The 16,695-nt window shown below is 42.6% G+C and carries 17 protein-coding genes; all 17 read left to right on the top strand.

What is annotated here, in order from left to right:
* The first annotated feature begins 39 nt into the window (after positions 1-39).
* The 17 genes from QE357_RS09420 to QE357_RS09340 all read left to right on the top strand — a co-directional run bounded on the left by QE357_RS09420 (position 40) and on the right by QE357_RS09340 (position 16,486).
* On the top strand, positions 40-372 hold the full coding sequence (locus QE357_RS09420; protein ID WP_309706936.1) for a WbqC family protein: 333 nt from the start codon (positions 40-42) through the stop codon (positions 370-372).
* A complete protein-coding gene (locus tag QE357_RS09415) occupies positions 347-739 on the top strand; it encodes a WbqC family protein (RefSeq protein WP_309706933.1) in 393 nt (130 codons plus the stop codon). Before QE357_RS09420 ends, QE357_RS09415 begins: the two co-directional genes overlap by 26 nt.
* 83 nt (positions 740-822) lie before the next feature.
* Complete coding sequence (locus QE357_RS09410) at positions 823-1,809, top strand: glycosyltransferase family 2 protein (RefSeq protein ID WP_309706931.1); 987 nt, start codon at positions 823-825, stop codon at positions 1,807-1,809.
* A 5-nt stretch (positions 1,810-1,814) separates the two neighbouring features.
* Complete coding sequence (locus QE357_RS09405; RefSeq protein ID WP_309706929.1) at positions 1,815-2,918, top strand: glycosyltransferase; 1,104 nt, start codon at positions 1,815-1,817, stop codon at positions 2,916-2,918.
* A gap of 83 nt (positions 2,919-3,001) precedes the next feature.
* A complete protein-coding gene (locus QE357_RS09400) occupies positions 3,002-4,141 on the top strand; it encodes a glycosyltransferase family 4 protein (protein ID WP_106634988.1) in 1,140 nt (379 codons plus the stop codon).
* A 24-nt stretch (positions 4,142-4,165) separates the two neighbouring features.
* A complete protein-coding gene (locus QE357_RS09395) occupies positions 4,166-5,155 on the top strand; it encodes a putative nucleotide-diphospho-sugar transferase (protein ID WP_106634989.1) in 990 nt (329 codons plus the stop codon).
* A 27-nt stretch (positions 5,156-5,182) separates the two neighbouring features.
* Positions 5,183-6,232: a glycosyltransferase family 9 protein gene (locus tag QE357_RS09390; protein WP_106634990.1), complete on the top strand. Its 1,050-nt coding sequence runs from the start codon at positions 5,183-5,185 to the stop codon at positions 6,230-6,232.
* 3 nt (positions 6,233-6,235) lie between these two features.
* Positions 6,236-7,177, top strand: a complete 942-nt coding sequence (locus tag QE357_RS09385; RefSeq protein WP_106634991.1) for a hypothetical protein — start codon at positions 6,236-6,238, stop codon at positions 7,175-7,177.
* Positions 7,178-7,283: 106 nt separating this feature from the next.
* Positions 7,284-8,264, top strand: coding sequence for a glycosyltransferase family 2 protein (locus tag QE357_RS09380; protein ID WP_106634992.1), 981 nt, complete (start codon positions 7,284-7,286; stop codon positions 8,262-8,264).
* 17 nt (positions 8,265-8,281) lie between these two features.
* Positions 8,282-9,013: a DUF5672 family protein gene (locus QE357_RS09375; RefSeq protein ID WP_106634993.1), complete on the top strand. Its 732-nt coding sequence runs from the start codon at positions 8,282-8,284 to the stop codon at positions 9,011-9,013.
* 14 nt (positions 9,014-9,027) lie between these two features.
* The gene (locus tag QE357_RS09370) at positions 9,028-9,930 is read left to right on the top strand and encodes a glycosyltransferase family 2 protein (protein ID WP_309706922.1); all 903 of its coding nucleotides are present in this window, start codon (positions 9,028-9,030) and stop codon (positions 9,928-9,930) included.
* Between the two features lie 4 nt (positions 9,931-9,934).
* Positions 9,935-11,266: a hypothetical protein gene (locus tag QE357_RS09365; protein WP_309706920.1), complete on the top strand. Its 1,332-nt coding sequence runs from the start codon at positions 9,935-9,937 to the stop codon at positions 11,264-11,266.
* Between the two features lie 3 nt (positions 11,267-11,269).
* Positions 11,270-12,436 carry a glycosyltransferase family 4 protein gene (locus QE357_RS09360; protein WP_309706918.1) on the top strand — a complete coding sequence of 389 codons (1,167 nt, stop codon included), beginning with the start codon at positions 11,270-11,272 and terminating at the stop codon, positions 12,434-12,436.
* Positions 12,433-13,575, top strand: a complete 1,143-nt coding sequence (locus QE357_RS09355) for a glycosyltransferase (RefSeq protein WP_309706916.1) — start codon at positions 12,433-12,435, stop codon at positions 13,573-13,575. The genes QE357_RS09360 and QE357_RS09355 overlap by 4 nt, the downstream gene beginning before the upstream one ends.
* 24 nt (positions 13,576-13,599) lie before the next feature.
* Positions 13,600-14,523 carry a glycosyltransferase family 2 protein gene (locus QE357_RS09350; RefSeq protein WP_309706914.1) on the top strand — a complete coding sequence of 308 codons (924 nt, stop codon included), beginning with the start codon at positions 13,600-13,602 and terminating at the stop codon, positions 14,521-14,523.
* Positions 14,495-15,058, top strand: coding sequence for a WcaF family extracellular polysaccharide biosynthesis acetyltransferase (locus QE357_RS09345; protein ID WP_309706912.1), 564 nt, complete (start codon positions 14,495-14,497; stop codon positions 15,056-15,058). The genes QE357_RS09350 and QE357_RS09345 overlap by 29 nt, the downstream gene beginning before the upstream one ends.
* 252 nt (positions 15,059-15,310) lie before the next feature.
* A complete protein-coding gene (locus QE357_RS09340) occupies positions 15,311-16,486 on the top strand; it encodes an MraY family glycosyltransferase (protein ID WP_309706910.1) in 1,176 nt (391 codons plus the stop codon).
* The last annotated feature ends 209 nt before the right edge of the window (positions 16,487-16,695 follow it).

The raw sequence follows: 16,695 nt of genomic DNA, 5'->3' as shown, positions 1-16,695 counted from the left end.
AACAGCTTTTAATTTTGACTTCAACTTAATTTTAGAGTTATGACCTTAGCCATCATGCAGCCTTATTTATTTCCATACATTGGATATTTCCAGCTGCTTAATGCCGTAGATAAGTTCGTGATTTATGATGACGTAGCTTTTATTAATCGGGGATGGATTAACCGTAACTCCATTCTGAATAACGGAAAAGCCCAGTTATTTACTGTACCTCTGAAAGAAGCCAGTCAGAATAAATTAATCCACGAAATTTCAATTGATACCGATCAGAAATGGCGGGATAAATTGCTTAAAACGATTCAGCAGAATTATAAAAAGGCCCCTCATTTCGCTGCCGTTTTCCCCAATAGTGGAAGCCGTTTTTCAACAATCTGAGTCGAATATCAGCACTTATATTTACAATAGCCTTACCATGATCGGCGAGTATCTTTCCATTGCTACGCCCCTCGTGAAAAGTTCTACCATCTACAATAATCAGCATCTAAAGGCTCAGGAACGTATTCTGGATATTTGCTTACAGGAAAAAGCTGATCATTATATCAATCCCATTGGCGGTAGAGAACTGTATAACAAAGATTTGTTTGCTGAACACGGGATTCAACTAAATTTCATCCGTTCGGAACGAGTGGAATACCCTCAACTGGGCGGAGAGTTTACCCCCTGGCTGAGTATCATTGATGTCATGATGTTTAATAGTAAAGAACAGATTCAGGAACTGTTAAAGGCCTATATTCTGGAGTAGTGGAACGTTTGAAGTCGGTAGTTATTCAGCGTTAATGCCCCGACCTTGAAACCTAAAACAGGCCACTGAAAACTCAGAAAAGTATGTACGATGTTTCGATTCTGATCATTAATTATAAATGTGCCGGGCTTACCAACGATGCCATTCAGTCGGTTAAAGACTGGACCCGAAAGGTAACCTACGAAATCATTGTCGTTGATAATGACTCGCAGGATTCCAGCCAGACGGAAGTTCTTCAGAAACACCCCGATGTTCAGTGGATTAACATGGGGTATAATGCCGGTTTTGCCCGGGCTAATAATCGGGCCATTCAGGCAGCTACAGGTCGGTATTACTTATTACTCAACGCCGATACCTTACAGAACATGCCCGCGATTGACCTTTGCGTGGAACGCATGGATGCCGAACCCGACGTGGTAGCAACCGCCCCCATGCAATTATACGCAAATGGTACACCGCAGCCGTATTTTCAAAGTTTCGCCGAATTTCGTCGCATATTTTATATCGTACCCATCCGTTTGCAAACATGGTTGGAACGCCTGATTCCAGAAACTAAGTATCAAGATCCTCGTCAGCATGACTGGCTGGTGGGAGCATTCATGGTGGTTCGTCGCGAGGCCGTCGCAAAGGTCGGACCGCTGGACGAAAGTTTCTTTATGTATGGAGAAGACGTTGAATGGTCTTATCGACTAGGTAAGGCAGGCAAGTTACTCTATTTTAAAGACTTAGGGTTCCTACACTTAACCAGTGACTCCCCTTTCCGCCGAACGGATGTCTCGTATGTGAATCGCTTCAATGTACAGATGCAGGTTTCTAATCTGCTCTGGCTACGCAAGCAGTATGGCGTTGGAGCTTATTTAGTTGTGATGCTAAATTATGCTTTACTGATTCCCATTTTTACTGGGTGGAAAGCCTTCGTTAACTTCCGCAATCGCCGTCCGATTTTTAGTGAAATGGAAAATCAAAAGCGGTTTTCCCGCCGCTTTCAAATGTTATTACGGTATTTTTGGCCCACGGTCTGGAACCGCCCCGGGTTTTACAAAATCAAACCCGAAGAAAATATCGTCTGATACGTATGCCTACTCCTAAGATACTGATTATCACTCCTTACGCTGGACGGACAGGCTCTGAAATGATGATTGGGTATTTACTCAATCGTTTTGATCGGAAGCGTTTTCAAATGGCTCTCTGTACCCTTCAGCCCGGAGAGTTACTGAATGATATTCCCAAAGACGTACCTACGTTTACCGCTCCGAGTCATTTTTCAATTATTCAGAAGCTCCAGAATAAATTCGGTGAAAATCCGATCACTAGTTATCTCAAAAAAGTTCAGAAAGCGTATCAGGCCGATGTATGGTATTTCAATACGCTGGTGCCTTCTTTTTTGTTACCCCTGGCTCAGGAATTGGGCGTAAAAATAGTTACGCATTTTCATGAACTTCCCATGGAATACCTGGCCCTGAAAGCCGATGTATTCCGTAATATTATTACCCAAAGTGATCTGATTATTGGTTGTTCGGAAGTGGTTTGCCAGCGAATTCGGGAAGCTGGCGGTCAACGGATTGAGTTATGTCACTCCCTTATTGACCAGTCCAGAATTCAGGTTAACCCTACTCGTGTGGAAGAATTAAAGGCTGATTTAAAGATTAAACCTGACGAATTCGTCTGGGTAATGTCAGGCCAGGCTACCTACCGGAAGGGTTTCGATTTATTACCCGACTTTGCTACCGAGCTTCAGGGAACCCGTGCCCGAATCATCTGGCTGGGCCAGTTACTGGACGATGGGCTGGTCGAATATACCCGTCAAAAACTAAAACATAATACGGGCATTCGGGTTGATGTAATGGGCATCCAGCGGGAGGATTACTACGCGTATCTTTCCCTGGCCAATGGTTTCCTTCTGACTTCCCGTGAAGATCCCTTTCCCTTAGTCATGATTGAGGCAGCTACTTTGGCTAAACCCATTGTGGCTTTCCCTTCTGGTGGCGTGATTGAATTTGTACAGGAAGGCATGGGCGAAGTACCCGACTCCTGGAACGTGCGGGATGTGGTTACTTCCATGAAAAAAGTCATGAACAATCAGTTGGCTTTGAGTGAAGTAGCTAGCCAGAACAGAGCCCGGCAATTTGATGTTTCCGCCATTGTTTCCCGTTGGGAAACCCTCATGGCTCAGCTTTAAGGTCAGGAAAAGACTGTCTTTTATCAAACAGTCGTATTTTTGCCGCCTTACTGATTTAATTTTTAACGTAACGATTCCGTATTATGAAAAAAATTCTGTTCATCAGCCACGATGCTAACCGTGCAGGTGCACAGATTTTACTACTCCGATTTCTGAAGCAACTCAAAAACGTACCTGAGTATCAGTTTAAGATATTACTTCGTCACGGTGGTTCGTTATTGCGGGATTTCGAGAAAGTAGCTCCGGTTTATCATTGGTATCATCGGGAATTAGGTAATCGCCAGAAAGTAGCCCGGCTTTTAAACCGTAAAACATTTCAGGAGCAAATTCTAAAAGAGATTAAAAATGAACGATACGATCTGATCGTATCTAATACCATTACCAACGGCGAGTTGTTACATCAACTGCGACCGCTGGTAAAATGCCCGATGGTTACGTATGCTCACGAAATGCCCATGGGCATCGCGATGTATACCGATCCTTCAAGTTTCAATCAGACTCTGCGTTACACAGATGCGTACTGGGCCTGTTCAGAAGCTCAGCGGTTGATTTATATTGAACGTTTCGGAATAGATCCTGCTAAGATTTCCGTTCTCCCCTCCCTATTACCCGACGGGGCCTGGCAATTGAAGCCTTCAGAAGAAGCCGTTTCTCAGATCAGAAAATTGCTGGAATTACCCGAAGGAGCATTAGTAGTCGGAGCTGTCGGAACATTCGACTGGCGAAAAGGCATTGACATTTTTGTACAGCTAGCCCGTCAGTCCGAACCGGAAACGCATTTTGTCTGGGTGGGGGGCCATGAACATCAGGTAGAATATCACATGATTACGGAAGATCTGCGAAGATTGGGCTTGAGTGACCGAGTGCACCTGATTCCTCATTCAGATCGCCCTTTTGATTTTATTTCGGCCTTTGATGTCTTCGTTTTAACCTCCCGCGAAGAGCCTTATCCACTGGTAGTTCTGGAAGCAGCTTTGCTAGCCCGTCCCATTGTCTGTTTTGCTCAATCCGGCGGAGCCCCCGATTTTGTGGAACAAGATGCCGGCTTTGTAGCCAACTACCTCGATTCATCAGCCATGAGTCATTATATTTCTCAGTTACTCCGGAACCCGGAATTACGGCAAAAAATGGGTCATACCGCCCGGGAAAAGGTATTTGCTCGTCATCAGGATGAGCGGGCCATGCAGGCCTTTCTGGAGCTCATTGAAAAAAGCTGCTCCTGATTTTCGTACTAAATTCGTTAACCTTTGAAAACCCTCGCTTTCACCATTTGCTCAATCAATTACCTCGCTCAGGCTCGTACTCTGGGAGAATCGCTGGCGGCTACTAACCCGGACATTCATTATGTAATCGGACTGGTTGATCGCCTGGATGGGGTGGCTTTTGATACGGATAAAACACCTCCGTTTGAGTTACTGGAACTGCACCGGATTCCTATTCCGAACATGCAGTGGATGCAGGATAATTATGATATTACTGAATTAAATACAGCCGTTAAGCCATTATTTTTTCAGCATTTTTACAAACAATATTCTGATTATCAAAATTTTATATATTTTGACCCAGATATTATCGTTTTTACTGAACTAAATTATTTACTGGACAAATTACGAGAAAACCAGATTGTTATTACCCCACATACCTTAAGCCCTTACACCGACACCTACATGCCTAATGAATGTGACATGCTGAATTCGGGCACTTTCAATCTGGGATTTATCGCGTTACGGAAAACAGATCAAACGCAGCAGTTTATTAACTGGTGGGCTGAAAAACTGGCGTATCAGGCGTACAATGACATTTGTAATGGCCTTTTTACGGATCAGAAATGGATCAATTACGTTCCACATTACTACGACGAAGTACACATCAACCGACATCCCGGTCATAATGTAGCGTACTGGAATTTGCACGAACGCCATTTTACGTATCAGGACAATCAGTGGCTGATTAATAATGAATGGCCGCTGCAATTTTTCCATTTCTCGGGGTACTCACCCACTCAGCCGCATTCCATTTCAAAGTATCAGAATCGATTTGATTTTACGCAACGCCCGGATGTAAAGCCCTTGTTTGATTATTATGCTGAACGGTTGAAGGCCAATTTCAATGATTATTACCGAACCTTTGCCTGTATTTACGTTCGTCCTACCAAAGTCATTCGTCTGAAACGTGTGCGGCAGGCGTTTCGAATGCCTTTTGAAAAAATTGCTCACTGGCTGAATCCATACGCCTGAACCATAAACCGTTAGGAATTTAGCTTTATGGAAAAGTTCATTGCCCTCTGGCAACATCGATACCGAAAATACTCAGAAATCTTCCTGACTTATCTCGCATTCTGGAAGACTGTTCTACGTATTAAATGGATTAAATTCCGAACGGGAAAACCCACCGTTGGTATCTTAATGACCGAACATTTAGGAGATATCGTTGCCTGCGAACCTATTTCGCAAACCATCCGCGAACGCCATCCCGATGCTCAAATCTTTTGGATTGTCAAAAAAGCCTTTCGTGACCTGGTAGCTTATAATCCCCGGATTAACCATCTCATCGAAGAGCCTAATGTCTTGTTTTCCATTTTATTAACGGAGAAAAAACCTTTTGATACGCTTTATAATCTTCACCTCTCTAACCGCGTTTATTTCCCCTTACAAAAGCGTTTAGTCAATCCCATTGCCGATCAGCGGGATTTAACCATTCATAATTACCTGAATTTTGGTCGTTTGGGAGAAATTTTCGCCGCCGCCGCGGGCTTACCCTTACCCGATCGCTCCAAAGCCCCCTCGCTGTATATTCCTGATGAGGTGAGATCTAAAATCGATGCTTTGAATTTACCCGAGAAATTTGCTGTTTTTCATACCTTTTCTAATCAACCCGTCAAAGATTGGCAACCCCAGCACTGGAATCAGTTAACATCTCAGGTTCTGAGCGAGTTTGGGCCTGTCATTGAAGTAGGGCTGAAAGGCCAGATTCAAAGTAACTCACCTTCTTTCCGTGATTTATGCGGTCAGTTAAGCATTCTGGAAACCGCCGAAGTTATTCGCCGGGCCAGTTTCTTTGTGGGCGTTGATAGCGGCCCGGCCCATTTGGCTAACGCCGTAGGAACGTATGGCTTTCTCTTGATTGGCAAGCTCGTACATTTCGAAGATTTTAACTTATATACAGGAGGTTATGGGGATGGAAGCAACGCCCGAATCATCTGGAAACGGAAAGGCCCAGCTTCTGAACTAACCTTTGAAGAAGTTTGGCAACCCCTTCAGGAATACCTCATGGGGCGACGGATGACGGAGTTTATGGCCAAACGAATTGTGTAAACTATGCATTTTTTTACTGCTTGCTGGACGAAGCATTTACCGAACATAGCGATTCTGGCGGATCAGGTGGCTCAGCACCATCCAGGTTCGTTTTTATATGTAGGCTGGATTGATCAACCCATTGACGTTACTCTTCCTGAAAACGTCAGCGTGGTTTCATACGATCAGCTCAGTATTCTTAAAAATTTAGCCCATAAATACACCCAGACCGAATTACTACACATCGCCCGGGTTTTTCTGGCTAAATGGTTATTGAAAGAAGATACGCTGGTTTTTCTGGAACCAGAAACACAGATTTTCAGGCCCTTAACGGAGTTAAGTACGGCTTTGACGAAACAGCCTGCGGTCTTATTTTCGCAATGGTTACGGCCCCATCCCGACCGCCAATTCCCTGATAGCAAACACTATCTAAACTACGGCACTTACTTCTCGGGCATTTGGGGCATTCGTCCCGGCACAATCACTAACCAGTTTCTGGAATGGTGGTGTCATAACTTGGAAACCCGGGGAGGTTATAATTTATGCGAAGGGCAGGGCTCTGATCAGCTGTGGCTGGACATGGCTCCAGCTTTGTTCGAAGGGGTTTTTCCACTTCGAAATTCAGCGTACGGCATACATGTGGGGAATGCCTTTGAACGTTCGGGTGAAAATCCTGCCAGCTTTCATTTTCATTCGATGAAAGCCGACGGCAGTTATCCATCTTACGTAAGCAATCGGTCGATCCCCTCCTATTTTCAACAAGCTTCCAGAAAATATTCAACAAACCTTACCGCCCATCGGTTATACTCTCAGGCTAGCCAAATCAAACCGGCGTACGGTTTAGCTGACCCTGCGGAACCCGTTAGTTTAATTCGACAACATTGGGCTGAATCCTTTCGAAAACTCATTAAGAAAATCAACACGTATCAACCCGATTTTCTATTCAAGGATTCACAACCCAAGTAAGTTCCTACGGCACGGCTTTCGTAGTTCTCTCAGATAGGCTACCTTTGCAACCAAATTTGTTCAACCTAAACCAAACCAAATCGGTTTATTTAGTAGATTATTCCCTATGAAAATTTCTGTGGCGATGTGTACATACAACGGTTCCCGATTCCTGAGGGAGCAATTGGAAAGTATACGAAGTCAGTCACATCCAGTCGATGAATTGATTATTTGTGATGATCGATCCAAAGACGATACTATTCAGATTCTGGAGAATTTTGCTACTCAGGTTCCTTTTCCAGTTCATATTCACGTCAATCCTAGTAATTTAGGTTCTACCAAAAATTTTGAAAAGTGTCTGAATCTATGTTCAGGTGACGTCATTTTTTGCTGCGATCAGGATGATCGCTGGCATCCGCAAAAGGTAGAAAAACAGGTTCATTACCTGCAACAGCATCCCGAAATGGAAGCTGTTTTTTCTGATGCTCAGGTTATTAATGACGATTCTCAACCCATTGGAAAGACGATCTGGCAGGAAATTGAATTCGACACCGTGGCTCAGGAACGCTGGAAAAACAATAAGGCTTACGAGATTCTTTTCGGAGGTTATGTCGTTACCGGGGCAACGCTGGCCATTCGCCGTCGCATTTTAAGCTCCGTTTCGCCTTTCCCTGTGGCTTATAAAGAGCTTATTCATGACGCATGGATTGCCATTGTGCTCTCTTTACAGGGAAAAATTGGCTTTATCCCAGAGGAGTTACTTTTCTATCGAAAACATTCAACCCAGCAGGTTGGCTTTGGGGAGAAAAAGGAAAAAGTAACGATGAGTGATCGTTTTAACCGCGATCGTAAGCTCAAACTGGCCCCCTTACAGGAAAAAGCTACTAATCTGGAGTTATTACAGCAATTATTAAAAGCACGTCAGGATATTCCAGCGGAAAAACTGACTCAACTAACCCAGCGACAGAAGCATTTCAACGTTCGAGCCACATTACCGGATTCACGTCTGAAACGTTTTCCACTCGTTTTAAATGAATGGATTCGTGGACGTTATGTCTTTAGTAGTAAAGATTGGTGGTTACCTTTATTAGGTGATCTTTTTGAGTAATAAAACAGAAGTAACGTATGCCTTCCTCTGCATTGGTGGCCGTGGTAATTCCGATCTACCGTTCAGAAATGAACGAATTTGAAAAGATTTCTTTACAACAATGTGTTCAGAAACTAGGACATTACCCCATCATTATCGTAAAGCCCCAATCACTGGATGTTTCGTATTTACAAACGTTTCATACAAGCTTTAAAATTCAGTCTTTCCATGACGACTATTTTAAAGGAATTGACGCGTATAATTTACTGTTAACTCAGCCTGATTTCTATCTTTCATTTCAGCAATACCAATACATCTTAATTTACCAATTAGATGCCTTTGTATTTCATGATGAGTTAGAAGTTTGGTGTAAGAAAGGATATGATTACATCGGGGCTCCCTACCTCAGTCCAAATGCCTCGAAACAATCGATCACAGATCTAAAAAAACCATTATTAAACGGAGGATTATCATTAAGAAATGTACAGGCATCGCTTAAATTAATTCACCTTTACAAGCAATTGTACGGACAATGGCCGGGTAATGAAGACATGTTGTTTTCTTTACATTCCACTCGCCTTTTTGTCTTCAGACCATTCATGAAACTTCCCGAACCTAAAGAAGCATTAGCTTTTTCTTTCGAGCAATTTCCTGAATATTGTTACGAATTGAATCAAAAAAAATTACCCTTTGGGTGCCATGCCTGGGAAAAATATAATCTCAATTTTTGGCGACCTTTTTTTCAACAATCTGGTTATAAACTTCACTAGTCATTCCTTAATCAATGGATTTTTTTAAAGAAGACGATATAAAAAAATTCATCAGCACGCCTTCGTTTGATGAAAAAGTATTATTAAATAAAGATACACGCTATCCTAAAATAAGTGTCATTACCCCTTCCTATAACCAGGCTGATTTTTTAGAAAAAACCATTTTAAGTATTCTCAACCAAAACTATCCTAACCTTGAGTTTATTATCATGGATGGGGGATCAACCGATCATAGTGTTGAGGTAATTAAGAAATACGAAAAATATATTGATTACTGGGTTAGTGAAAAAGATGGAGGCCAAACTGCTGCGATTAACGCTGGCTTTAAGAAAGCTACCGGTGAATGGATTACCTTTCAGAATTCGGATGATGTCTTTGCTCCTAATGCGTTCCTGAATGTTGCCAAGGGTATCAAACAAAATGCGGATGCCGATGTTTTTTTCGGTCATTTATTAATGATTGACGGCGACGATTTAGTTTTCGAACATAAAAAACAAATTCCCTTCTGGAATCAGGCCCAAGTGTATGAAGGCATGCAGGTTTTTAATCAGTGCATGATTTTCAAACGTGATTTATTACTCAAACACGGCTATTTCGACGAGAACTACAAGTTCGCTTTTGACTACGAAATCTGTACTCGCTGGGGTAGCATTCCGGGGATCAAGTTTGTATTACTGGATGATTTCTGGGGCTGTTTCCGTCAGCATGAGTTAGCCAAAAGCTCGACCATTTTCACGGTAGGACTGACTGAACACCAACAGATTAAAAACCATTATTCCAAACAGGTGCCCGCCAGCTTTCCTGAAAGTATTCTTTATAAAATCATAAAATTCAGAAAGTTAGCGTTATTTCTTCTAAGAGGTGACCTAGCTTACTTCTTATACCGGATTCGCTTTAATCGTACGGCTAAAGTATAACAATATGTTTAAAAGCCTATTTGAAGGTTTTCACTACAAACGAATGGCCTTTGGCGTTGCTATTTTTGCCATGGGACACCCCGTTATTTTCTTCCTTCGGGATGGTTTAAAACTGGCTCCGCAGTCATCCGTATTTACAGCGGCCTGTCTGGTTTTAGGCTTATTCTTAATGATTCCGAGTACTATTTTTCAGAAATATTACTCACTGAATAATAAAATCGCCATGCCCGTTTTGGCTTGGATCGGTGTGTGTTTGTTTTATTTTTTTATAATCAATCCGGGTCCAGGGGGCTCGAGGGAGTTAATTAACTATGCGATGACTGGGGCTTTCCTGTTCATGCTGTTAAGTATTCCCGATGAAGTAAAGGATTATGCGTTACCTGTCTTTATCGTCTTTATTTTAGCTGGTAATCTAGGTTTGTTTTATTCGCTCTATACTAATCCACATTACGTATTAGGGGCTCGGGCTTCCATTTATTTTGACGATGAGTATGGTGGTAACCCGCACGTATTCTCCAGAAATGGTTTCGCTGGTGTCATTGGATCTGTTATTCTTTTGTTCATGACAAAGGAAAATTTCATTTTTAAAGCCATTGCTTTTGTTAATCTTCTTGCTTCTATTGTAACTGTTATTTTAACCCAGAGCCGGGCCACTTTACTTTCCGTATTTTTATCTATTGGTGTTTTAATGTTTTTTCATTTTAGGCTTAGTACGCTTAAAAATATTGGTAAGACCTTAACCAAGCCCGTTAACTTAGTGATAACAATAGCTGTCGTCTCTTTTGTAGTTTACAAACTTACCAGAAGATCTGATTTTATTAATTTATTATTAACTGTTTCTGAGAGCTTCTGGAATAAGTTTCTCGATGTATTTGAAACGGCTGTACAGGGAGAAGATGCCGAGGAGGTTGCCGATTATTCAGCAATTCAACGGGTGATGTCGTTTAATGTATTTAAGAATTCATTACTGTATAACCCTATTTCCTTGATTCTGGGAAATGGGTATAAGGCTACTTATATGGATTTCCCTATTCTGGAAGCCATGTATAATTACGGTATTGCTGGCTTTTACTTTTTTGGAAGATCTGTCTTTGAAATCATAAGAGAATGTTACCGTTGTATTAAAGACATTGTTAGTCCTTTCTCTGCCTTTCTGGGCTTTATTTTCATTCCTATTGCCGTTTCTGTTTTTTCCGGTGGACAACCTTCAGACACTACCTTTTTATTCCCGTTTCTCATGATGGCTCGTTTTATGGACTATGATAAAGAAGTAATACGGATAAAATTAAAAGAAGCGGCCCAAAAAACAGGTCGGATATTTGCTCCAGTTGCTTAAGGTATGAGAGTATTAATTGTTCACAACATTTTATGGTCTCATTATAAGGCTGCACTTTTTTCAGAACTGGCTCAACAGTGCCCAGTAGATTGTACTTTGCTGGTTGTTCAGTTAGCCGAATCTGAAGACAAGTACAATCAGTTGGGAAAAAGTGGTTTGATTGAACATCAATACCCCTATCATTTATTACATCCGGGATCGTTGAACTCCCTATCATTTAGCAAAAAAATAACGGGATTAATAAGCCAGATCAATCAGTTCAAACCTGACGTAGTCAATCTCTCTGGTTATTACGATCCTGCTTATTGGTTATTAATTGGGTACTGCCGATTACGAGGAATTAAACTGGTTTTGAGTAATGAATCCAGTGAAAAAGATGGGAGTAGAAATGGCTGGAAAGAGAAATTCAAACGAACGCTAATCAGGCAGTTTGCAGGCTTTATCAATTTTGGGTCTTCCTCTGCTGAGTATATGCTTAAAATGGGGGCTCGTTCTTCTCAAATCATTACCCAACACGCCGCAGTTCTGAACAATACGGTTGTTCGTCAGGTTTATGATCGTAGCATCCACAGCCGTCAGAGTCTAAAGGGAAAATATGCTTTACCTGCTCATAACTTTATTTTTGTGGGCAGACTGGCCGAAGAGAAGAATCTGCCATCCCTCTTATCAGCCTTTTCCTGGTTGAAAGAAAATGATCCCAAAGCTCACGACTGGGGTTTAATCATTATCGGTGATGGTCCGCTGCGAGCTCAGCTAAACACTTCGGCCTTAAAAGATGTGTTCTGGCTCGGTGGTCAGCCCTGGAATGAAGTTCCTGCATATCTGGCTTTGGCGGACGCCCTTGTGCTTCCCAGCCATTTTGAACCATGGGGTCTGGTGGTAAATGAGGCTATGGTTTGTGGTTTGCCCGTTGTGGTTTCTAATCAGTGTGGTTGTGTCAACGACTTAGTAGAAGAAGAAAAAAATGGCTACACCTTTAGACCAGAAGTCACACTGGAACTAGGGGTCGCATTACAAAAATTTGTCAACTTATCGGAGGCTGAACGAACTCAGATGGGACAGCACTCGCTGAAACTGATTGCTCCTTTTCATACGACTACCGTTGCTCAGGAAATCTGGCAGGGTTTTCGTCGAATAGGGTCCCCTACTGAAGCCTCCTTTCGTTCATGAAAATATTAAATCTCTGCGGTTATTCCTGGGAAATTGGCGGCCCCTCCAAGGTTATTTATGATCACACCAACGTTCAGATCAAACTGGGTGCTGAAGTGACCATTCTGACGCCCCTTTCTGAAGGAGAGCGGCTTTACATTATCCCCGAAGGAGCTACAGTCATTACTACCAAACGCCATTGGCTAGCTCGATTTATTCCGGAATTTTCACCGGAGCTATGGAAATATTACCGTGAACACGCCCATGAATATGACATTGTTCATATCCATGGCCCCTTTCATTTTGCGGGTTGGGTTCCTTTCTGGGTTCGCTCAAAGGCTAAAAAAGTTTTTACTGTGCACGGTACCCTGGACCGTTGGGCAATGAAAAAATCCGGCTGGAAGAAGCAGCTTATTTCTGCCCTTTTTCAGCGTAGGTACGTGGAGCAATGCGACCTGATACAGGTTCATAATCCTGACGAAGAAGAGGATTTGGTCCGTTACATGGGCCATCCGCATCCTAATGTAGTTACGATTAATAACGGCATGCTGTTGTCTGATTACGATCAGCTTCCGGCCAAGGGGCAGTTCCGTAGTCAATATTCGCTAGATGCCGATACCCCCGTTATTTTGTTTTTGAGTCGGATCAATGTTAAAAAAGGTCTCGATTTATTACTTCCGGCTTTTCAGAATATTCTGAAAGATTACCCCAAAGCTCGTCTCTTTATTACCGGACCGGACGATGGCTATCTTTCCTTCGTCACGGATTTTATTCAGAAAAATAATCTATCGGAGCAAATCACGCTGACGGGCATGCTGACGGGCGAGGAAAAACTGAAAGTAATTGTCGATGCGGATGTATTTGCCTTGCCAACTTATTCGGAAAGCTTTTCGCTGGCAGCACTAGAAGCCATGGTTTGCGGCACCGCCGTTCTTACTACAGATCGCATTGGCTTTGGGCATTTACTCAAGCAAAACCACGCGGCTGAGCTAGTTACGCACGAGGTAAAAGACGTTGAAAGAGGACTCAGAAAATTAATCAGTGACTCCGCTTACCGTAAAGAGTTAGCTCGTAAAGGACAAAATTTTGCCCGTGATGTCGCTGACATTAATAAAGTAGCAACCAAGTTATACCGATCCTTTGAAGCTTTAATTCGTTAATATTGCCCTTATTTATCTGGAAAAATGACCCCTTCCTATCCCGACTTAGCGGTAATATTACTGACGTTTAATGAAGAAAAACACATTGAACGTTGCCTGAAAAGTTTACTTCCCGTTACTGACAAAATTTTTATCGTCGATTCTGGTTCGACTGATCGAACCGTGGAACTGGCCGAGGCTCTGGGAGCCAGGGTGGCTCAAAATCCCTGGGTTAACTACGCAACGCAGTTCAATTTTGGCATTCAAAACTGTCCCTTTCAAACGAAATGGCTAATGCGAATGGATTCGGACGAATACATATTACCCGAATTAGCCCGCGAAATCGCTCAGACCTTACCTAACGTTGCTTCCGAAGTTTCTGGTTTTTATATCAAACGCCGGGTCATGTTCATGGATCAGTGGATTCGTTATGGCGGTTATTACCCAACCTGGCTCTTGCGGATCTGGCGAAGCGGAAAAGGCCATTGTGAAGAGCTATGGATGGATGAACACATCAAGATTTCCGAAGGAGAAATGCTCCGCATGAATCACGATCTAGTGGACCATAACCTGAATAATTTAACCTGGTGGACGCAGAAGCATAATCTTTATGCCATTCGGGAGGCTATTGATCTACTGAACGTTAAGTATGATTTTGGGGATGTTGAGATCGTTACCCCCCGTTTTTTTGGAACGCAGGAACAACGCAAACGGTACCTCAAAATCAAATACGCCAGCTTACCTTTATTCACGCGGCCATTTCTGTATTTTCTATTCCGTTACTTCATAAAAATGGGTTTCCTGGATGGGAAACGCGGGCTTATCTGGCATTTCCTTCAGGGTTTCTGGTATCGTTTCCTGGTAGATGCCAAAATATTTGAAGTCTATCATCGGGCGGGTATTTCAAAGGAAGCCATTGCTCGATTCTTTTTAACCGAATATGGAAAAGATGTCCTCGAAAAGCGTTGATCTGTCCAAGTACCAGCACCAGCCTCAATTCTCATCCAAAAGCTGGAGAAACCGAATCTGGTTTGTGGTCAATATTTTATTTTTCTATACCAAATTACCTATTCCAGTTGGTTTGAAACTCTGGATCCTTCGCAAGTTTGGAGCAAAAGTCGGCACCGGCGTAATGATCAAACCTAACGTCAATATCAAATTTCCCTGGTTACTGGAAATAGGCAATAACGTCTGGATTGGCGAAGAAGTCTGGATTGACAACCTCGTTCAGGTACGCATTGGCTCTAATGCCTGTCTTTCCCAGGGAGCCATGTTATTGTGTGGAAATCATAATTACAAATCCACAAGATTTGATTTGATGACGGCACCTATCACCCTTGAAGAAGGCGTGTGGATTGGAGCGAAATCCATTGTGTGCCCGGGAGTTACCTGCTATTCACACGCCATGTTGGTGGTCGGATCTGTGGCTACGGGTAATTTAGAGGCCTATGGGATTTATCGGGGAAATCCCGCCGCAAAAATTCGCAACCGTGTTATTGAGTAATACTCATAGGTTATCTAATTAATGGGACGGTACATTTTTAGTGACAAACTATCCGTTCTACTACGGAATGATAATCATCACTTTATTTGTCCACTTATAAAGACTTTACGGATAAATCCGGGGAAAGTAAAGTTTGATTAGTAGTTTTGGAAATCAGTAAAATTCTGATATATTATGGTTGGTGAAGTCTTTATGAAAAGTTAGTGTAGCTCCCCACCTACGCAACTTGATTGAACCAGATAATCAATTTTTATGATCACAGCCTTACGTCAATTCCTAAACGAGTCTTTTGTTCAGGTTATCATCTCTCTTATCGCGGCGTGCTGGCTAACGGTTGAGGCAATTCCTGTCATTATCAATATTTCCCGGCTTCGAAATTTAATGGCCGAGCCTGAAGCTCGCAGTGCCCACTCCAACCGCACCCCAACACTGGGAGGAATCGCCATCTTTGCCGGAACCATGATTGGCTATTTTCTCTGGTTACCCGAAGGCGAAACCCATCTGCATCACCTTGCTATTGCGGGCATTGTTATTCTCTTTTTTACGGGTGTAAAGGACGATATTCTGGTCATTGCACCCATGAAGAAAATGCTTGCCCAGATTTTTGCCTCCTCGCTTGTCATCATAGGTGCTGATTTGAGAATCAATGATTTATTCGGAATTTTAGGGATCCACCAGATTCCCTATCTAATCAGTATTTTACTTACCGTTTTCGTATTTATTGCTCTGACGAATGCCATTAACCTCATTGATGGCATTGACGGGTTGGCTGGCGGCATTGGCCTGATTGCCTGTATGATTTTTGGTTCCTGGTTTCTACTCAATAGCCAAAATGCCCTTGCCATTCTGGCCGCTTCTCTCTCGGGCTCTTTACTCGGGTTTATCCGATTTAACTTTTCCCGAACGAGTAAGATATTCATGGGAGACACCGGATCCCTTATTCTGGGCTTCGTATTGACGCTTTTTGCAGTTAAGTTTATTCACCTGAACACCGGAGCTAACGCCATTCTCGATGCACCGATTCTTGCGATTGTCGTTCTGATTGTTCCTATTTTCGATACACTACGGGTTTTCATTGTTCGGATTATGAATGGTCGTTCACCCTTCTTCCCCGATAAAAACCATACGCACCACATCCTGATTGCTCAGGGGCTTTCGCATTTTCAGGCGACCTGTGTATTATGCGGATTGACCTTAATCTTAACCTGTTTTTTCCTGTTAATCAGAAACTCGGTATCGACTAACGAAGGCTTATTCATTCTGGTTGCGTTATTTGGCCTTTACAATTACGTAAGTTACTTACTCATCAAACGAGTGAGTTATAAGGATCCATCACTGGAGGCCGAAACGTTAAAAAAGCAGATGAAACGCGAAGCAAAAGCTCGTCTGAAAAATATTAAGCGAATCAAGAAAGTATTCGATAATTAAGAGACTGCCTAAAAGTTATTTTAAATACAAAAGAGAGACCGTGATGCGGCCTCTCTTTTCGTTAGAGTAAACTCATTGATACTCCGATCTGTCATCCAGAACGAAGCGAAGGAACTTACTGAGCTTTCCATTAACTTTCAACCAGGAGAATTATTCTACTGGTACGAGAGGGAATCTCGCACCAAGTTTTCCTTATCAAAAAGAACCAC

The sequence above is a fragment of the Siphonobacter sp. SORGH_AS_0500 genome (assembly GCF_031453245.1).
In the GTDB taxonomy this organism is placed as follows: domain Bacteria; phylum Bacteroidota; class Bacteroidia; order Cytophagales; family Spirosomataceae; genus Siphonobacter.
The sequence above is the reverse complement of the archived record's forward strand: the minus strand, read 5'-3'. Positions and strand labels throughout refer to the sequence as shown.